Genomic DNA, 17,601 nt, shown 5'->3' on the forward strand with positions numbered 1-17,601 from the left:
AAAAATCACAGTGTTCTCTCCTCTTACTGCGGTGCGCAGAAAGACAAATTTATTTAAATCTCACCTCAGCGACGAAGAGAAGTGGTGGTACAACCCAAATTTCTTAACTTACCTCACCTTACGATAAAGGCCTGTATAAAGATGAATCAGACAAATTACCTCCAAGCTCACTAAAGCTGGATATTGGCAGTACCGTAAACGCCAAGTCTATTGATTCCAGAATTAGTATTTAACTCGAAGGATGTAGATCAAATGCATTTGAACAAACTGTAGTCAATGTTAAATAATTTCGCCCTCAGAAAGTGAGGGCGTTATTTTCTAATTTACAAATAATCTAACTTATTATTGCTTCAATCACCCTTCGGAAAGGAAAACATTTCCAACCCAAGATAACTACTTGCTAGAGTATAACTCCTGTATTTTCGCTGGGTTCGCAAAAAACCTAGCAGGATAGGCATTAGGGTAATTTTCCTCAATATAGTTCTCTGTAGTATCTATCAAAATAGCCAGATCAGTAGTTAACTTAACAACGTCTGGATTTAATTGCTCTGTACTGTTATTTAAATTTGGCACGGTATTCAATAACATGGAGGCATAATATCTATTACCGTGAGTAATTATTAGATGGCGTCTACTATGGGTAGACTTATCTGTTGCGGATAATGTCTCACTTATAGCTCTTTCAATTACTCTAAAGTGATTGACCGCATTGATCAACTTTGTTCCGCTCAATCTTGGATTGAATAATGTTTTGTAAAGTGTCCCATCAAAATTCTCAAAAAACCTACCTCTATTGGATTTCAATATGGCTACGATAGTATTATTTTTGCTTAAACAAGCAAGAGCATTTAAAGCCTCGTCCAAATCAATAACCTTTGCATTAGTTTGGGAGTAATCCTCGTCTGTTCTTAGTAGTTGGTATTGATAACCTTCTAAGATCAACTCCCTTGCTAATCGATGCTGGTCAGGTTGCTGTGAAGCAAAGTCTCTGCCAAGCACTCTATTTTGAAAGTTATTTGCCCTGGTTATTGAGTTTGATATGAGATTATCTAAGTCTTCTCGAACTTCTATAAAGCGTGCGGGCACTTTAACTTGGTAAATTTTATCTCCAAGAATATCCATGACTGTTCCGATGCTGCTTACAGTTTGCGCACCATTAATAATACTTACATCTTTAAAGTCAAAAAATCCTCTTTCTGTTCCTGAGGCCGCATTTCTTCTATGAGGAGTCACCTCATTAACTAAAATGGTTATTCCGTTATTATAAAACCAAAACATCTCTGGATTATCACATACGGATTTCTTTATCTCCTCATTAACATCAGTTTTACCAAGCATGTTTCGTATGTTTTTTGTGAATAGACGAGTTCCATACTGTTTCCACCAATTACCTACCTGATCACCAGATAAAGTTCCATAAAAAGCTTTGTAAGGTTCATTCAAGTATCCATAGCGCTCAACTTCAACGCCAGTCAAATCAATTTGTCCCCTTGAACCAGTCTGTAACCAATGAACAAGATCTTCTGATGAAATTAGATGAACCTGAAAAGCCCATTCCTCTTTGGGTAGTTCTTCAGGAGTGAAGGAAGCCGCATTTAGTTGGTTTTGCCATTCTTGCATATCTCGCAGAACTTCTTCTGACGCACCTTTTTTACCAGTGTGAGTCATGGTAAAAACAAATTTATAATCGAAGGAATTAAGAGCAGTGCTTATATCTGAGTTTTTAGCTTGAAGTATTGGATCAAATAAGTAATACCTCTCGTTTTGTAGTTTTTCACAAGCGTCTTTAAAGCAAATAAAATCAGCTTTAGTCCAAGTACCATTTCCAGTTTGATTAAATTTAGATTGGACTACTACAACTATTTTTTCGCTATGGTTTATTACAATACCGTCAATACCGCCATCTACACTACTATCACATACCGATTCGCCTGCATGTTTCTCATCAACCCCGCCGAGTTGATACATAGTAAACGCAGCTAAGGCTCGACTTGCCATTTTAGTGTTGTAATCTTGTTGACCCGGTTCACACTCACGCTTGTGGATATGAGCCTCAAATCTTTCTCTTAATCCACTTCCTAATCGCTGGGCGATAACTTGAGCTGTTGCTGGAGCCGCAACAGCATTATCCTCAACGCGAATGTCTACAACGAATGCCATTTCTTTTTCCTTTCGAACTCGTCTCATAGATAGTGGAAAAAGATTGCACGTTCTGCTTCAAAAATACCATAGTAACCCCCTTATTTTTGAATAGTTGAGGTTTGAAGCATTCCCTTTCGCTTTTGGTGGTACCACCAAGCCAGTTTGCAGGAAGGGGCTAAATGCATTTTTCTGGCCGATATTCGCTACGGCACCTACCGCGATGAGGTGCTCGAGCAGCGACAGGCCTTTTTGTTGTCGCTGCACAGTACTCGGCGGACCTGACGCAGGGTAATCTCACCGGCCCTGGATGGCACAGATGATCGTCCAGAGATTGTTGCTTGTCGTCGGTTAAGACCTCCCCGACATGCGCAGGCACTCTTTACGACGTTTGGCGATCCGGGCAACTTCGACAGCACTGCAGGCGATCCCGAACATGTCCGAATACACCGCTGCGGCGCGACGCCATAGCCCCTTTTCTTCCAGCGCCTTCGCTTTCTGCTCAGCCGCCTGCATCTTCACCGGGTCGCTTTTTTCCTCCATGCACGGAAGGATCACATCCGGAATATCGGCACGCGGCACCGCCGTATAGGTGTACTGAACGCTGTTGCGGGATCGGGTTATCACCCCATCGTCACTCAACTCGCGCAGCAGCTTGCCTGCTGTTGCACCTGACATATCCAGCGCTTCGGAAACGTCGCCGACGGCGCAGTTCGGTTGGTAGCGCACAAAAACTGCCACCTGCTCTTTCTGGGTTAATGGTTTGGTCATTGGTCAAAACTCGTTTAGTTATTTAACAAGCCGTAAATGGCTCACGTTTTTGCGGTAACTTCCCCAGGTGAAATTCACCCAGATGCCGTTATCCATGGTCAGGCGATCCATTGCGCGCTCACCCAGCGTTCTCGATAACTCCTCAAAGTTCAGGTTCGTCAGTACCCCCACAGGTTTCATTGCCGCCAGGCGGCGATCGATAATTTGATTCAGCAGCACCCACTCGTTGCGTGTATCGCGCTGCACCCCAACTTCATCCAGCACCAGCAGATCCACTTTGCAAAGGTCGTCCAGTAATGCAGATTCGGACTGCCCCTCGTCGTAACACTTGCGTGCACGCAGCATAAGATCAGGAACGGTCACCACCAGAACAGTGTGATTACGCTGCAACAGGAAGTTGCCCACAGCTGCCGCAAGATGGTTTTTCCCGGTACCGCAGCCGCCACTAAACACAAAGCTGGCAAAACCGCTGCCGAAGTTCTGGGCGTAACTCTTTGCCAGCGTCAGCGCATTCTTCTGCCCCTCGTTGCTGACCTGGTAATTCGCAAAAGTACAGTTGCGGTGCAGATCGCAAATACCGGAACGGCCAAAAATCTTCTCTGAACGTGCACGCTGATTTTCCTTTTCCAGCTCCGCGGCTCTCTTACGCCCCTCTTCCTGCTGCCAGGCCATCAACTCCGTGGCGCTGGTAAACTTTGGCTGAATGCCTTCGGGGATAAGTCGCTGTAGGCGCCCCAGAATGTCGCTCGTCGTTTTCATCGTTACCCCCTGAATCCCGGTGGTATTGCATTGTCAGGTGTCGATACTGTCAGGGCTGGCTGGCGGCGCTGGCCTTTTGCTTGCACCGATGCTTTGGCACGAGACGTCCTCAGACTGGACGCAAAGGTCTGCTCCCACTGAATTTGGTGTTTTACTTTTCCCTCGCACTGCCAGTAATCGCGGAACTGCTGCAGCTCTACAGCGGTATAGCCCGGATGCTCACCAAGGTTGATGCCCCAAAGCGCAGCCTGGCCTACGAAATCAGCGCCGGGGATCCAGTTGCCGGTGATCGGGAATTTTCCAAATGGTGAGGAAAATTGGTCTTGCGCGCTCTCCTCTCTCTCTGGGTTTTCTTTTAGATCTGTATCTGTATCTTTATCTGTATTTGTAGTAGCCGTAGGAGCGCTACAGTAGTCATCTACGTAACTACGCGTAGCATCTACAGTCGTTATTTCTCCTGCTACAACAGCCAAAATGACCGCTTTAATGCACTCGCTTTCAGTAAACCACTCGCCCTCAACCCGATACTGTTCAAAAGCGGCGTGAATTGAGCTCTCCGACTTTTCTACGGTCTTTATCGTAGCTACTACGGACAAATCACTACCGTAGTTCCTACGAAGTTCAGAAAGGCGAGCCCAAGGGTTTTTGGAGTAGCCAATTTTTATCAGCCCTGTGGCGGGATTTTTGATGAAATAGACATATCCATTGAAGCCCTTCAGGGTGTCTCCACCCGGTAACTTTTTCCCGCGGGGCGAGGTGAGCACTGCTTCGATATCACGTTCGATACGCAGGTGGATCCAGCTTTCGCCATCATCTTCAAAGAACTCTGTAAGAACGGGCTGAAGCTCAGCCCAGCGCGAATCAGATACGCGAGCAATCTTCGCCAGTCGGTTTTTAGGAATTGGCCTTCCTGTCTGCCAGTAATTGAACATCAGCAGCAGGTAAGCCCCGTGCTCTTCTGTAGACAGATGCATGGTGTCCGCCAGGTAATCAGCAATGTAAAGTTGCATGTAGGGCAGCGCTGCCATGTTTACTCCTGTTGCCCGGCTTGCCGGGTCGTATGGTCATTGGTCAAAACTCGATTACGTAAAAAGTGGAGCCAACTCCTGAAGGTGGGCGATCACAACACCGGCCAGTTCTCCTGGCATCAGAGCTGCGTTGGCAAGAAGGTTTTCAAAACCTTCCTTCGCCTGCTTTTTGCTCGGTAGGCCCAGCAACTTCGCCTGGTGGTGCTCACTACTTTCTTTCATGGCTCTGGCCACTAATTCTTTCTCGCGTTCCACCAGCTCCATCTCATAAGCTGCTTTCTCTTCTTCAGTTTTTTCATCGAGTCTCCAGCCATGCTTCTTGGCGATTTCAAGCGGCATTGCCATGATGATTGAGTTCGCGAGTTGCATGACATAGGCGGTGTATTTGCCGGAATTGGTTTCGTTTTTCAGGTAGCGGTAAAGGTTTTGTTTATTCACGGTGATCCCCCGCCCACCGTCTTTTGCCCATTGCTCGGCCACCAGCTGTGTAACAACGTCCTGCGCCTGGCCGGGCAGAGTCAGCTCCCATTCACGAACGGCTGTCAGGATCGCCTGGCGCCGTAAGTTGTCTCTGCGGCGGGGTTCATAATGATTTTTCGATTTCAGCGAAGCGGCCTTCTGCTGGTTAATATGTTGATAAGTTGCTGCGTGCATGATTAGGAATCCTTTTGAGGTAAACCATCAGTGGGATTTGGGTACAGGTCGGGACGCAACTCATGTGGAGTAACTTTGAAATCCACAACTTCACTTACTTTGAGAACCAGTTCTCCAGGGATTTTATTTTTAAACCAGCCGTTCACAGTCTGGGCTCTTCTCTTCATTCGACGCCCAAGCTCAGCCTGGCTGCAGACGTTTAAGAGCTTTTTTTGAATTGATGTCTTCATTGGTTCATCTCTGTTGGTATCGATGAAGGCTAATAAATCAAATTTAATCGATAACGTCAAATTATTTCGATAAGAGAGACTACAGAAAAAATCTGTATAATTGGTCTTAAGTGTCTGAATGGATAAAGAGATGAACTTCGGAAAGAGATTGCTAAAAGCGATTAATGATCTCGGGATGTCCCAATCTGAGCTGGCGCGCAGGCTTGGCGTTAAAGCTCAATCTGTAAATGGTTGGTGCAACTCCGACATATTGCCTCGGTCTGAAATTTTGAACCGCCTCCCAGCGGCAACGGGGTATCCGCTTTCATGGTTCTTTATGGAAGATAACGAGCTGAAAGAGGATCATGACCCATGGGCGCCAAAGCCTTCTGTTAAACCAGCGTCTGAGCTGCAATCTAAACTCCTCGAAGTTTTTGAAGAGCTCCCTACCGACGATGAAAAAGAAAAAATAATCAGGATGATAGAGTTCCGCCTTAAGGAACTCGATGATTTCGCAACCTCCTACTTACAAAAAAGAAATCTGATCCCTCCGACTAAGTAGTGCTTCACCGCCCCTCTGTTTCGTTTGAGTAGGTTGATTCTGACCTACGGTTTTTTTACGCTTCCGCCTATCAATTTAATTTGACTATTATCGATTACTTCGATAATAATTCTCCCATCCCAACAAGTCATCCAGGCAGGACGCCCACGTAGTAGCTGCCGGCGGCATATGAAACACCGGATGAGATGACCCCAATAATGCGCAGCAGGCTTTACCGTTCCGTCGGCCAGACGCAAATGGCAATAAGGAGATAACCATGATCGACTACGCACGTATCCCAGTTAAACAGCAGGCTATTCGCCTCAACATCGTTGAAGTCCTTATCCGCAAGTTCTGCTACTTCATGGCGCAGAAAGGCAATCCAGAGCTCAACGCATGACCTCGTTCTTCGCCTTAATCGTTACCGTCTGCGCCCTCACCGGGGAATGCTCAGACACCATGCTCGGCGTTTATAACACCGAGGCGGTTTGTGAAGCAGCTGCCGCAGAGCAGCACGTGAAAGGACAGTGTTACCCGTACAAATCGGCTGACGACCAACAGCCAGCGTTACATTTTTAATCGAGTTTCGACCAATGGCTGTTGCCAGCCTGATGCCAGGTGCATATGGCATCGTGATGGTAATCCCGCCATCTCAACCAGACAGGAGTCGATGACCTGTTCTGGTTAAATTGGAAAAGTTCTCTTTGCCCGTCGCCCGTGGCGGGCCTTTTTTCCGGAGGATTTATGTCAGCGAATGAACTGGCATTGCGATTCAGCAGCGCACCGGCAGAGGAGTTAATCGGCATTCTGCCTGTTCTTGAAGTTAAAGAAGCGCTGCGCGGTGAAGTTGAAGAAGACGTTATGGATGAAGTCTGGCAGGAGCATCAGTTTGAAATGGAGGCTGTTGAGGAGCAGACCGAGGAAGCGAACCGCTTGGCTCAGAAGTTTGAACTGGTAGCGGAGACGTTCGGAACGGCGATTAAGCTGGCACTGACCCTTCCATACGGCGAAGCAATCCAGGTGCTGCAGGATGCCATTGAAGATAACCCTGGCTACGGCCGGGATCCGGTGAAGGGATAGGCCATGGAATTTGGAATGAAACGAGTGATGGCATCTGTCCAGGCTGTTGCGGTTCTGGAAAGAATCTACTGCGGCAAGCCAGTGCCCCTCGCCACACTGAGTAAAGAATCGAAGCTCTCGGTTTCCTACCTGGAGCAAATTTTTAAGCGGCTGCGCAGCGGCAAGCTGGTCACTTCGCACAGAGGACCGGGCGGCGGATATAGCCTTCGTGAAGGTGATATCTCAGTTTCAGCAGTCATCCGCGCAGTCAGCAAGATCCCGTCGAATACCACGTTCGACCCGGTGCTTGATGCACTTGATGGAGTGCTTATCTCTCAGCTGGCGAATAAGCCCGGCGCCCAATAAGCACAAAACCCGCGCAAGGCGGGTTAAGTACCCGGTCAGCCGACCAAAGCTTTCCGGAATCGAGTTTTGACCAATGACCACTACCTAAGCAGCGCTCATCAGCTGTTGGGTATCTTACACCCAAACGAGGCTCCAAGATGGAATTTTTTAATCATATTAAGGCGACCCAGAAATCAGGCAAACCTGACGCCGTCTACTGGGGGACATTTAAAACAGAAGCCCGCGCCAATCTTGCACTGGATGTTGCACTCGAAGATGCAGGCATTGAAACTGGCCGCGGGAAAGACTACCTCAAGCCGATCCGTACAGACATGCCGGTTGTGGATGATCTGCCCGAAGAAGGGGTCGTTTGCTTTGAGTTCTGTAAGCGCTACACCCTGGCCGACGACCAGCGCACCTGGAAGGTGATCCCCGACGCCGCGCCTCAGGGTGAAACCACCCCCACCCCGGTGGTCACCAGCGATGCAGATCTGCCTGCCGCGCCGGTAACCTCCACTGACACCGCAGATGCCGGCAACACCTCCCTGCTTGAAAATCGCACCCCGGCTGTCCGCTTTGCCGTCCATCTGTTGGGTGACAAATACCTTTCGGAGATCAGCCAGAAGCAGCAAATCGTTGCCAACGAACTGGCGACCGATGAGGGGAATACTTACTTCCAGAACATTCTGCAGGCCAAAAATGATGTTGCTGATATTGGCGATCTCAGCCTGCATACTGAGTGGAAACTGGTGCAGGCCATCAAAGACGTTTTCGCCCAGGACAAAGAACACGAACCCGCGATGCTGGCCGCCTTCATGTCGGGCTGGATTAACGCCGATAATCGCAATCAGCTGGTTGAGGACTGGAAGAGCGGCAAGCTTCCAGCCATGGATGAGGCCCCTAAACCCCTGTATGAACATGGCCTGCAGATCAGCGAACACGATACCGGAGGAGCCCACTACCCTGTTTGCAAAATGCCATTCCGCAAACAACTGCTGGCCCAGCTGACGGTGGACGAACTGCGCCACCACATCACCCGCAGCGAGAATGCAGAGCTCTACGCACTGGAAATGGATACCGACAATGGTTATGTCCAGGATCTGCTACTCGCCGCTGAAAACTTCCCGGAAGTTAAGGCGTTCGACACCAAAGACCTTTGGCGCTACACAACCGCCATTCGCAAAGTGTTCAGCATGGATAAGCGCCATGAGCTGGGCCTGCTTTTGCAGTTCACAAAGGCCTGGGTAGCCACTCCATATATTGACCGCGGGATCCTGACGCGTGAATGGGCTGCCGGTAACCGCATTAACCTCGTGCAGCGCACCGACGCTGGCACCAATGCCGACGGTGGATATGTAACTGATCGCGGTGAAGGCGCGCATCACACTCTGGAAACCCTCGATCTGGAGATCGCCAGCGCCCTGATGCCGATGGACTTCAACTATCGTGAAATTCCGGTGAGCATCGCACGCCGCGCCAAAGAAATCATCGCGAAAAAGGAAGAGCCATGGAAATCTTGGAGCAAAATCCTGCGCAACCAGCCCGGCGTTCTGGCAGTGAACCGCGCAGCCATCTTCAACCTGGTGCGCATCGCGCCGGAGAACATCCATCTGACGCCTGCGGCTCACCTTGAGTTCGTGAACCAGACAATGACGGCTGAGTTTAACGCTGCAACCGAACTGCTGCCGATCCCTGCAGCCTCCGCCGCTCTGGTTACGAATGAAATAACCACCAATCCTGCAGATGAAAAATCTTCTCGAGCCCCCCTCTGCACTCACGAGGAAAACCTGAAACGCGTACGTGAAGAGGGAGCACGCCGTCGTGCGGATGAGACCAACAGTCAGCCGCAGGTCGCGAACCTCGGCGGAGGCGTATTCGCCATCGATGGCCTGATGAACGAAAAACAAACAGGAAATGATGACCGTTCACCGGTTAATGAGGAGACCACCAGCGATGTGCAGATGGAAGAGACTGACCCGGCGGAAGGAGAAGCTGATAACGCGGTTCAAACAGGCGAAAGCGCTGATGCAATTGATGCGCAAACAGATGCCGTAGCTGAGACTGTCTGCGCCGGCTGTAGTGGCTGCCCAGACTGTGGCGCCGTGGCTGGAGACGCAACCTATGCAGCAATGGAATCGGGTCTGAAAGAGGAGCTGGAAGCGCTCGAACCTGATTCCGCAAATTCGGAAACTATGTTCACGCACCTGATGGTGGATCTCGAGACGATGGGCAAAAAGCCGGGTGCTCCGATCGTTTCAATCGGGGCCCTATTCTTTGCCCCATCCAGCGGGAAAACCGGCGCTGAATTTTACCAGGTGATTAACCTCGAATCGTCGATGTCCTTCGGAGCCAGGCCGGACGCCAGCACCATCCTCTGGTGGCTGAAGCAATCACCGGAAGCCAGATCTGCAATCGTGGTGGATGATACGGTCGGTCTGCTGGAGGCACTGGAGCTGTTCCTCGACTTCATTGCTGAAAACGCGGCTAACGGCTCGAGGACTGTTCAGCTCTGGGGGAATGGTAGTTCGTTTGATTGTTCACTTCTGGAGGCGGCATTCGAACTGGCCGACACGCCATTCCCGATCCCGCACTGGAACTACCGGGACGTGCGTACCGTCGTCGAACTGGGCAAAGCTGTTGGGCTGAACTCGCGCTACGGCATCCCTTTTGAAGGGGATCAGCATAATGCCCTGGCCGACGCCCGCCACCAGGTTAAATACGTTTCCGCTATCTGGCAGCGCCTGACAGCAATCTGATTAGAATATTTCAGCCAATGGCCCGTTGCTGGGCCATTATGAGGTAAAGCATATGATCCAGATGTTAACTCTCGAAGAGTGGGCCGCTGAAAAATACAGAAGCAACCCTCCAAGCGTGTCGACACTTCGACGTTATGCGAAACAGAACCAGTTCTCTCCACCAGCAATGAAGCAGGGCCGCTTATGGCGCGTTCGTGAAGATGCTGAGTTGGTAGGAGAACTGGCCTCGCCGATAGTTAAGAAGAACGACTCCATATTGCTGCAAAGGATTTTGAACGATGGCTGCCAGACCACGTAAAAACAATGTTTCTGTACCGAATCTTTACCCCCTCTACAGCAGGAAAGTAAACAAGATTTACTGGCGCTATAAACATCCAATCACCGGCAAGTTCCATGCGCTGGGCACTGACGAAGTGGAGGCCATTGCGATTGCTACAGAGGCAAACGCGCGCCTGGCGGACCAACGAACCAGGCAAATTCTTGCAATTAGCGACAGGATCGCCACCAGCAAGGGTAAAGCGATCACTGTATCCACATGGCTGGACCGATACTGGAAGATTCAGGAAGAACGTCTGGCGGCGGGCGACATCAAGCTGAACACATTCAAACAGAAAACCAAACCGGTTTCGTTGTTGCGAGAGCGGGTCGGTATGAAGCTGTTGCCATCGGTGGATGTTCGCGATATTGCTCAGTTGCTTGATGAATACGTCACGGCCGGCCAGCCGAGAATGGCCCAGGTCGTAAGAACTGTGCTGGTTGATATTTTCAAAGAAGCTCAGCATGCGGGTGAAGTTCCTCCGGGTTATGATCCAGCATCAGCAACTAAAAAGCCCCGACGAAAAATTACCCGCCAGCGTCTGAGCCTGGAGGAATGGCAGAAGATATTCGAGATTGCAGACAGCAATCATCAATATATGGGAAATGCGATGCTTCTGGCTCTAGTAACGGGCCAGCGCCTCGGGGATATTTCGAATATGAAATTTAGCGATGTCTGGGATGATCACCTGCATGTGCTTCAGGAAAAAACAGGAAGCAAAATTGCCATCCCACTTTCGCTTCGCCTGAACGCTATAAACTGGAGCCTGCGCGACATAATTTCACGCTGCCGAGATTATGCTGTCAGCCCTTATCTGGTTCATTTTTTCAGAGCTACTTCTCAAGAAGAGCGTGGTGCCCAGGTCAAATCCAATACGTTGACAACGAATTTCAGTAAGGCACGCGATAAAGCTGAGATCCCGTTACAAGAAGGCAAGACCCCTTCTACTTTTCACGAGCAGCGATCCTTAGCGGAAAGATTATATAAAGTGCAGGGGGTGAACACGAAAGAACTCTTGGGGCATAGGTCCCAGCAGCAGACCGACGGCTATCATGATGACCGTGGGAAGGACTGGACGACGATTGCGATATAGGTTTTTGGGATGGGGTTTTGATAACTTGTTTTGATAAAATTTTGATAACCGTTCGAATACTAATAATAAAAACGGGAACCATAAGGCTCCCGTTCGCATACAACCCGGAACCCGGATTACATGTTTTCGATGATCGCGTCACCAAACTCTGAGCATTTCAGCAACTTAGCGCCTTCCATCAGACGTTCGAAGTCATAGGTCACGGTCTTGTTGTTGATCGCGCCTTCCATACCTTTAACGATCAGGTCTGCGGCTTCGAACCATTCCATATGACGGAGCATCATTTCTGCGGAGAGGATGATAGAACCTGGGTTCACTTTATCCTGGCCAGCATACTTCGGTGCGGTACCGTGGGTCGCTTCGAACAGGGCGCACTCGTCACCGATGTTCGCGCCTGGTGCGATACCGATGCCGCCAACCTGCGCCGCCAGGGCGTCGGAGATGTAGTCACCGTTCAGGTTCATACAGGCGATAACGTCGTATTCAGCCGGACGCAGCAGGATCTGCTGCAGGAACGCATCGGCGATGACATCTTTAATGATGATCTCTTTGCCGGTGTTCGGGTTCTTGATCTTCTGCCACGGGCCGCCGTCGATCAGCTCGCCACCGAACTCTTCCGCCGCCAGCTGGTAACCCCAGTCTTTGAACGAACCTTCGGTGAACTTCATGATGTTGCCTTTGTGAACGATGGTCACAGAGTCACGGTCGTTGGTGATTGCGTACTCAATCGCTGCACGAACCAGGCGCTTGGTGCCTTCTTCGGAGCACGGCTTGATGCCGATACCGCAATGTTCAGGGAAGCGAATTTTCTTCACGCCCATCTCTTCGCGCAGGAACTTGATTACTTTTTCGGCTTCTGCGGAGTCCGCTTTCCACTCGATGCCCGCATAGATATCTTCGGAGTTCTCACGGAAGATAACCATGTCGGTCAGTTCTGGGTGTTTAACCGGGCTTGGGGTACCCTGGTAGTAACGTACCGGGCGCAGGCAGACGTACAGGTCGAGTTCCTGACGCAGAGCAACGTTCAGGGAGCGAATACCGCCACCAACTGGGGTAGTCAGCGGGCCTTTGATGGCAACGCGGTAGTCACGAATCAGGTCCAGCGTTTCAGCTGGCAGCCAGACGTCCTGGCCGTAAACATGGGTAGATTTTTCACCGGTGTAAATTTCCATCCAGGAAATTTTACGCTCGCCTTTATAGGCTTTCTCAACAGCGGCATCCACCACTTTCAGCATCGCTGGGGTTACATCAACACCGATACCGTCACCTTCGATGAACGGGATAATCGGATTGTTTGGAACGTTCAGCTTACCGTCTTGCAGGGTGATCTTTTTACCTTCCGCCGGAACAACTACTTTGCTTTCCATTAACCTCTCCTTCGAGCGCTTCTGGTTGTTACTGATCTTATGTTAATAATTTGTAATGAGCCCACCGATAGTACCTGAATGTCTGGCGCCATGAAAGGCATTCGTTATTAGGCTATAATGCGGCAATTGATAACGTCTGAAAATACCATGCAGAAAACTTCTTTTAGAAATCACCGGGTTGAACGATTCAGCACCCGACAAGCGTCCAGACCGCGCAAGCAACGCGCGCCAACACGCGTCGTTTTGTTCAATAAACCTTACGATGTCCTGCCGCAGTTTACCGACGAAGCCGGACGCAGCACGTTGAAGGATTACATCCCAGTTCAGGGGGTCTATGCCGCAGGCCGACTCGATCGCGACAGCGAAGGGCTGATGGTGCTCACCAACGACGGCGAGCTCCAGGCCAGGCTCACCCAGCCCGGCAAACGCACCGGCAAAATCTACTATGTGCAGGTTGAAGGCGTCCCGGACGACGCGGCGTTAACGGCGTTGCGTAACGGCGTTACGCTGAACGACGGCCCTACTCTGCCCGCAGGCATTGAGCTGGTGAATGAGCCAGAGTGGCTCTGGCCGCGCAATCCGCCGATCCGCGAGCGCAAATCGATTCCCGTGTCGTGGATCAAAGTCACCCTTTATGAAGGCCGTAACCGCCAGGTACGGCGCATGACGGCGCATGTCGGCCATCCGACGCTGCGCCTGATCCGCTACGCCATGGGCAGTTACACGCTGGATAACCTCGCCAACGGTGAGTGGCGGGACGTTACCGACCAGGGAGAACATCATGTTTAAACCGCATGTCACGGTAGCCACCATTGTCCACGCTCAGGGCAAATTTTTAGTGGTGGAAGAGACCATCAACGGCAAAGCGCTCTGGAATCAGCCTGCGGGCCACCTGGAAGCCGACGAGACGCTGGTCCAGGCGGCGCAGCGTGAGCTGTGGGAAGAGACCGGCATTCATGCCAGGCCGCAGCATTTCATCCGCCTCCATCAATGGATCGCGCCGGACAAAACGCCGTTTATCCGTTTTTTGTTCGCCATTGAGCTTAACGAAACGTGCGCCACTGAGCCACACGACAGCGATATCGATCGTTGCCTGTGGGTGGATGCCGACACCATCCTTAACGCAACACATCTGCGCTCCCCGCTGGTTGCGGAGAGCATTCGCAGCTACCTGACCGGCCAGCGTCTGCCGCTGGAGACCATCGGCGAATTTAACTGGCCGTTTACAGAGGGTGTCAATGCCGGGGGCGCGTGATAGAATACGCCGCCTTGAAGTTCAATGTCGTGAGTATTCCAATGTCTGAAAGCCAAAAAAAAGTGATCGTCGGCATGTCCGGCGGCGTCGATTCTTCCGTCTCTGCCTGGCTGTTGCTGCAACAGGGCTATAAGGTTGAAGGCCTGTTCATGAAGAACTGGGAAGAAGACGATGGCGAGGAATACTGCACCGCCGCCGCGGATCTGGCTGATGCCCAGGCGGTATGCGACAAGCTCGGCATTGAACTGCACACCGTCAATTTTGCCGCAGAATACTGGGATAACGTGTTCGAGCATTTCCTGGCTGAATACAAAGCCGGCCGCACGCCAAACCCGGATATTCTGTGCAACAAAGAGATCAAATTTAAAGCCTTCCTCGAGTTCGCCGCTGAAGATCTGGGTGCTGACTACATCGCCACCGGCCACTACGTGCGCCGCGCGGATGTCGACGGCAAAAGCCAGCTGCTGCGCGGGCTCGACGGTAACAAAGATCAGAGCTACTTCCTCTATACCCTCGGCCACGAACAGATTGCCCAAAGCCTGTTCCCGGTGGGCGAGCTGGAAAAACCAGAAGTGCGTAAAATCGCCGAAGAGCTGGATCTGATTACCGCGAAGAAAAAAGACTCAACCGGGATCTGCTTTATTGGTGAGCGCAAATTCCGTGAGTTCCTGGGCCGCTATCTCCCTGCCCAGCCGGGTAAGATCGTGACCGTGGATGGCGATACCATCGGCGAGCACCAGGGTCTGATGTATCACACCCTGGGCCAGCGTAAGGGTCTCGGTATCGGCGGTATCAAAGAGGGTAGCGAAGATCCGTGGTACGTCGTCGATAAAGATGTTGAAAACAATATTCTGATTGTGGCCCAGGGTCATGACCATCCGCGTCTGATGTCCGTCGGGCTGATTGCCCAACAGCTGCACTGGGTCGACCGCGAGCCGCTGAAAGGCACGCTGCGCTGCACGGTGAAAACCCGCTATCGTCAGACCGATATCCCCTGCACCGTGACTGCGCTTGATGATGAACGTATTGAGGTGCGTTTCGACGAGCCGGTCGCCGCCGTGACCCCGGGTCAGTCTGCTGTCTTCTACAGCGGTGAAATCTGCCTTGGCGGCGGTATCATCGAACAACGCCTGCCGCTGACCGCGGTTTAATGCGATAACACACAGAAAGGAGCAAGTGTGGCGAAGAACTATTATGACATCACCCTGGCGCTGGCAGGAATTTGCCAGTCTGCCCGTCTGGTGCAACAGCTGGCGCATCAGGGTCACTGCGATGCTGACGCGCTGCACGTTTCGCTCAACAGCGTCGTGGATCTGAACCCCAGCTCCACCCTCGGCGTGTTTGGTGGTAGCGAAGCGAATCTTCGTCTCGGTCTGGAAACCTTGCTCGGCGTGTTAAATGCCAGCAACCGTCAGGGGCTTAACGCCGAACTGACGCGTTATACCCTCAGCATGATGGTGCTGGAGCGCAAGCTGAATGCCGCCAAAGGGGCGATGGATACTCTCGGCGAGCGCATTACCGGCCTGCAGCGCCAGCTGGACCATTTCGAGTTGCAGTCCGATACCTTACTCAGCGCCATGGCGGGCATCTATGTGGATGTCATCAGCCCACTGGGGCCGCGTATCCAGGTGACCGGCTCCCCTGCCGTATTGCAAAGCCCGCAGGTGCAGGCCAAAGTACGCGCCTCCCTGCTCGCCGGTATTCGTGCCGCGGTACTGTGGCAACAGGTCGGCGGTGGCCGCCTGCAGCTAATGTTTTCTCGTAATCGCCTGACCACTCAGGCAAAACAAATTCTTGCTCATTGTTAACCTCCCGGAGTTGCGAATTATGGAATTATCCTCACTGACCGCCGTTTCCCCTGTCGATGGACGCTACGGCGATAAAGTCAGCGCGCTGCGCGGGATCTTCAGCGAATATGGTCTGCTGAAATTCCGTGTACAGGTTGAAGTACGCTGGCTGCAAAAGCTGGCCGCGCAGGCAGCAATCAAGGAAGTTCCTGCTTTTGACAGCCAGGCAAACGATTACCTCGATAAAATCGTCGCAGAGTTCAATGAAGAAGATGCCGCACGCATTAAGACCATTGAGCGCACCACCAACCACGACGTGAAAGCGGTTGAGTATTTCCTGAAAGAGAAAGTGGCAAGCGTTCCGGCCCTGCACGCGGTGTCAGAATTTATTCACTTCGCCTGCACCTCAGAAGATATCAATAACCTCTCCCACGCGCTGATGCTCTCTACCGCGCGTGAAGAAGTCGTACTTCCTTACTGGCGCAAAATCATCGACGCGGTGAAAGCCCTGGCGGTGGAGTATCGCGATATCCCGCTGCTCTCCCGTACCCACGGCCAGCCTGCAACCCCGTCCACCATCGGCAAAGAGATGGCGAACGTCGCCTACCGTATGGAGCGTCAGTACCGCCAGCTTGAGCAGGTGGAGATCCTCGGTAAAATCAACGGCGCCGTGGGTAACTATAACGCCCACATCGCCGCCTATCCGGAAGTGGACTGGCATCAGTTCAGCGAAGAATTCGTCACCTCTCTGGGGATCCAGTGGAACCCGTACACCACCCAGATTGAGCCGCACGACTACATTGCCGAGCTGTTTGACTGCATCGCGCGCTTCAACACCATTCTGATCGACTTCGACCGCGACATCTGGGGTTACATCGCCCTGAACCACTTCAAGCAGAAGACCATCGCCGGCGAAATCGGTTCATCCACCATGCCGCACAAGGTCAACCCAATCGACTTCGAAAACTCCGAAGGCAACCTGGGTCTGGCAAACGCGCTGCTGCAGCACATGGCCAGCAAACTGCCGGTTTCCCGCTGGCAGCGCGACCTGACCGACTCCACCGTGCTGCGTAACCTGGGTGTGGGCATTGGCTACGCGCTGATTGCCTATCAATCCACCCTGAAGGGCGTGAGCAAGCTGGAAGTGAACCGCGAGCGTCTGCTCGACGAACTGGATCACAACTGGGAAGTACTGGCGGAGCCAATCCAGACCGTAATGCGTCGCTATGGTATCGAGAAGCCGTACGAAAAACTGAAAGAGCTGACCCGCGGCAAGCGCGTCGATGCCGAAGGCATGAAGCAGTTTATCGACGGTCTGGCCCTGCCAGAAGAGGAGAAAACCCGTCTGAAAGCGATGACCCCGGCAAACTACATCGGTCGCGCTATCGCGATGGTTGATGAGCTGAAATAACGCTTTTTACCCTCTTTCCGCCCGGAAAGAGGGTTCCTTTCCCCCGGTTTACGAAATGTTTATCCCCTCCGCAACATAATCAGCGTTAAACTACTCTGACCATTCATATTA

General features: G+C 51.5%; 21 protein-coding genes and 1 pseudogene. 13 read left to right on the top strand and 9 right to left on the bottom strand.

Going from position 1 to position 17,601, the window contains the following annotated elements; all coding sequences use genetic code 11:
* Positions 1-393: 393 nt before the first annotated feature.
* The 8 genes and pseudogenes from WFM46_RS07915 to WFM46_RS07950 form a co-directional block, all read right to left on the bottom strand.
* Entirely contained in the window at positions 394-2,160 is a 1,767-nt protein-coding gene (locus tag WFM46_RS07915; RefSeq protein WP_336997398.1) for an AIPR family protein, read from the bottom strand.
* A gap of 57 nt (positions 2,161-2,217) precedes the next feature.
* Positions 2,218-2,406 (bottom strand): hypothetical protein, encoded by a 189-nt coding sequence (locus WFM46_RS07920; RefSeq protein ID WP_336997399.1) that lies wholly within the window; start codon positions 2,404-2,406, stop codon positions 2,218-2,220.
* An 84-nt stretch (positions 2,407-2,490) separates the two neighbouring features.
* Positions 2,491-2,910 (bottom strand): PerC family transcriptional regulator, encoded by a 420-nt coding sequence (locus WFM46_RS07925; RefSeq protein ID WP_336997400.1) that lies wholly within the window; start codon positions 2,908-2,910, stop codon positions 2,491-2,493.
* Between the two features lie 18 nt (positions 2,911-2,928).
* A complete protein-coding gene (locus tag WFM46_RS07930; protein WP_333093727.1) occupies positions 2,929-3,669 on the bottom strand; it encodes an ATP-binding protein in 741 nt (246 codons plus the stop codon).
* Between the two features lie 2 nt (positions 3,670-3,671).
* Positions 3,672-4,433, bottom strand: a complete 762-nt coding sequence (locus WFM46_RS07935; RefSeq protein ID WP_336997416.1) for a DnaT-like ssDNA-binding domain-containing protein — start codon at positions 4,431-4,433, stop codon at positions 3,672-3,674.
* A pseudogene (locus tag WFM46_RS07940) lies at positions 4,431-4,697 on the bottom strand (YdaU family protein); the annotation flags it as partial. The pseudogene WFM46_RS07940 and the gene WFM46_RS07935, both read right to left, overlap by 3 nt.
* 54 nt (positions 4,698-4,751) lie before the next feature.
* On the bottom strand, positions 4,752-5,351 hold the full coding sequence (locus tag WFM46_RS07945) for a toxin YdaT family protein (RefSeq protein ID WP_336997401.1): 600 nt from the start codon (positions 5,349-5,351) through the stop codon (positions 4,752-4,754).
* 2 nt (positions 5,352-5,353) lie between these two features.
* A complete protein-coding gene (locus tag WFM46_RS07950; RefSeq protein WP_261642800.1) occupies positions 5,354-5,581 on the bottom strand; it encodes a helix-turn-helix domain-containing protein in 228 nt (75 codons plus the stop codon).
* 118 nt (positions 5,582-5,699) lie between these two features.
* Between WFM46_RS07950 and WFM46_RS07955 the strand changes: the two genes are divergently transcribed.
* From WFM46_RS07955 to WFM46_RS07990, 8 genes are all read left to right on the top strand, one after another.
* Complete coding sequence (locus tag WFM46_RS07955; RefSeq protein ID WP_336997402.1) at positions 5,700-6,122, top strand: helix-turn-helix domain-containing protein; 423 nt, start codon at positions 5,700-5,702, stop codon at positions 6,120-6,122.
* Between the two features lie 256 nt (positions 6,123-6,378).
* A complete protein-coding gene (locus tag WFM46_RS07960) occupies positions 6,379-6,501 on the top strand; it encodes a hypothetical protein (protein WP_255584864.1) in 123 nt (40 codons plus the stop codon).
* Entirely contained in the window at positions 6,498-6,680 is a 183-nt protein-coding gene (locus tag WFM46_RS07965) for a DUF1482 family protein (protein ID WP_269776031.1), read from the top strand. Before WFM46_RS07960 ends, WFM46_RS07965 begins: the two co-directional genes overlap by 4 nt.
* 165 nt (positions 6,681-6,845) lie before the next feature.
* On the top strand, positions 6,846-7,181 hold the full coding sequence (locus tag WFM46_RS07970; protein WP_032617598.1) for a hypothetical protein: 336 nt from the start codon (positions 6,846-6,848) through the stop codon (positions 7,179-7,181).
* Positions 7,182-7,184: 3 nt separating this feature from the next.
* Positions 7,185-7,526, top strand: a complete 342-nt coding sequence (locus tag WFM46_RS07975; protein WP_032617597.1) for an Rrf2 family transcriptional regulator — start codon at positions 7,185-7,187, stop codon at positions 7,524-7,526.
* A gap of 137 nt (positions 7,527-7,663) precedes the next feature.
* Positions 7,664-10,261, top strand: coding sequence for an exonuclease (locus WFM46_RS07980; RefSeq protein WP_336997403.1), 2,598 nt, complete (start codon positions 7,664-7,666; stop codon positions 10,259-10,261).
* A gap of 52 nt (positions 10,262-10,313) precedes the next feature.
* Positions 10,314-10,559 carry an excisionase gene (locus tag WFM46_RS07985; protein WP_336997404.1) on the top strand — a complete coding sequence of 82 codons (246 nt, stop codon included), beginning with the start codon at positions 10,314-10,316 and terminating at the stop codon, positions 10,557-10,559.
* A complete protein-coding gene (locus tag WFM46_RS07990) occupies positions 10,540-11,670 on the top strand; it encodes a phage integrase Arm DNA-binding domain-containing protein (RefSeq protein ID WP_336997405.1) in 1,131 nt (376 codons plus the stop codon). Before WFM46_RS07985 ends, WFM46_RS07990 begins: the two co-directional genes overlap by 20 nt.
* Positions 11,671-11,786: 116 nt before the next feature.
* On the opposite strand, the gene icd is transcribed toward WFM46_RS07990, so the two are convergent.
* The gene (gene icd, locus WFM46_RS07995) at positions 11,787-13,037 is read right to left on the bottom strand and encodes an NADP-dependent isocitrate dehydrogenase (protein ID WP_114315319.1); all 1,251 of its coding nucleotides are present in this window, start codon (positions 13,035-13,037) and stop codon (positions 11,787-11,789) included.
* Positions 13,038-13,154: 117 nt separating this feature from the next.
* Between icd and rluE the strand changes: the two genes are divergently transcribed.
* The 5 genes from rluE to purB are packed head-to-tail and all read left to right on the top strand — an operon-like array spanning position 13,155 to position 17,490.
* Complete coding sequence (gene rluE / locus WFM46_RS08000; protein ID WP_336997406.1) at positions 13,155-13,826, top strand: 23S rRNA pseudouridine(2457) synthase RluE; 672 nt, start codon at positions 13,155-13,157, stop codon at positions 13,824-13,826.
* Complete coding sequence (locus WFM46_RS08005) at positions 13,819-14,292, top strand: NUDIX domain-containing protein (protein WP_103179178.1); 474 nt, start codon at positions 13,819-13,821, stop codon at positions 14,290-14,292. The genes rluE and WFM46_RS08005 overlap by 8 nt, the downstream gene beginning before the upstream one ends.
* 41 nt (positions 14,293-14,333) lie before the next feature.
* Positions 14,334-15,443, top strand: a complete 1,110-nt coding sequence (gene mnmA, locus WFM46_RS08010) for a tRNA 2-thiouridine(34) synthase MnmA (protein ID WP_139156335.1) — start codon at positions 14,334-14,336, stop codon at positions 15,441-15,443.
* A 27-nt stretch (positions 15,444-15,470) separates the two neighbouring features.
* Positions 15,471-16,100: a high frequency lysogenization protein HflD gene (hflD, locus tag WFM46_RS08015; protein WP_103179176.1), complete on the top strand. Its 630-nt coding sequence runs from the start codon at positions 15,471-15,473 to the stop codon at positions 16,098-16,100.
* Between the two features lie 19 nt (positions 16,101-16,119).
* Positions 16,120-17,490 (top strand): adenylosuccinate lyase, encoded by a 1,371-nt coding sequence (gene purB, locus WFM46_RS08020; RefSeq protein WP_103179175.1) that lies wholly within the window; start codon positions 16,120-16,122, stop codon positions 17,488-17,490.
* Positions 17,491-17,601 lie beyond the last annotated feature (111 nt).

Origin of the sequence: Leclercia sp. M50, from assembly GCF_037150775.1 — a bacterium.
GTDB lineage: Bacteria > Pseudomonadota > Gammaproteobacteria > Enterobacterales > Enterobacteriaceae > Enterobacter.

What these genes read in the sequence shown, in the direction of transcription:
- WFM46_RS07915 (WP_336997398.1), bottom strand. Translation starts at nt 2,160, where the DNA reads ATGGCATTCGTTGTAGACATTCGCGTTGAGGATAATGCTGTTGCGGCT.
- WFM46_RS07925 (WP_336997400.1), bottom strand. Translation starts at nt 2,910, where the DNA reads ATGACCAAACCATTAACCCAGAAAGAGCAGGTGGCAGTTTTTGTGCGC.
- WFM46_RS07930 (WP_333093727.1), bottom strand. Translation starts at nt 3,669, where the DNA reads ATGAAAACGACGAGCGACATTCTGGGGCGCCTACAGCGACTTATCCCC.
- WFM46_RS07945 (WP_336997401.1), bottom strand. Translation starts at nt 5,351, where the DNA reads ATGCACGCAGCAACTTATCAACATATTAACCAGCAGAAGGCCGCTTCG.
- WFM46_RS07950 (WP_261642800.1), bottom strand. Translation starts at nt 5,581, where the DNA reads ATGAAGACATCAATTCAAAAAAAGCTCTTAAACGTCTGCAGCCAGGCT.
- WFM46_RS07955 (WP_336997402.1), top strand. Translation starts at nt 5,700, where the DNA reads ATGGATAAAGAGATGAACTTCGGAAAGAGATTGCTAAAAGCGATTAAT.
- WFM46_RS07960 (WP_255584864.1), top strand. Translation starts at nt 6,379, where the DNA reads ATGATCGACTACGCACGTATCCCAGTTAAACAGCAGGCTATTCGCCTC.
- WFM46_RS07965 (WP_269776031.1), top strand. Translation starts at nt 6,498, where the DNA reads ATGACCTCGTTCTTCGCCTTAATCGTTACCGTCTGCGCCCTCACCGGG.
- WFM46_RS07970 (WP_032617598.1), top strand. Translation starts at nt 6,846, where the DNA reads ATGTCAGCGAATGAACTGGCATTGCGATTCAGCAGCGCACCGGCAGAG.
- WFM46_RS07975 (WP_032617597.1), top strand. Translation starts at nt 7,185, where the DNA reads ATGGAATTTGGAATGAAACGAGTGATGGCATCTGTCCAGGCTGTTGCG.
- WFM46_RS07980 (WP_336997403.1), top strand. Translation starts at nt 7,664, where the DNA reads ATGGAATTTTTTAATCATATTAAGGCGACCCAGAAATCAGGCAAACCT.
- WFM46_RS07985 (WP_336997404.1), top strand. Translation starts at nt 10,314, where the DNA reads ATGATCCAGATGTTAACTCTCGAAGAGTGGGCCGCTGAAAAATACAGA.
- WFM46_RS07990 (WP_336997405.1), top strand. Translation starts at nt 10,540, where the DNA reads ATGGCTGCCAGACCACGTAAAAACAATGTTTCTGTACCGAATCTTTAC.
- icd (WP_114315319.1), bottom strand. Translation starts at nt 13,037, where the DNA reads ATGGAAAGCAAAGTAGTTGTTCCGGCGGAAGGTAAAAAGATCACCCTG.
- rluE (WP_336997406.1), top strand. Translation starts at nt 13,155, where the DNA reads ATGCGGCAATTGATAACGTCTGAAAATACCATGCAGAAAACTTCTTTT.
- WFM46_RS08005 (WP_103179178.1), top strand. Translation starts at nt 13,819, where the DNA reads ATGTTTAAACCGCATGTCACGGTAGCCACCATTGTCCACGCTCAGGGC.
- mnmA (WP_139156335.1), top strand. Translation starts at nt 14,334, where the DNA reads ATGTCTGAAAGCCAAAAAAAAGTGATCGTCGGCATGTCCGGCGGCGTC.
- purB (WP_103179175.1), top strand. Translation starts at nt 16,120, where the DNA reads ATGGAATTATCCTCACTGACCGCCGTTTCCCCTGTCGATGGACGCTAC.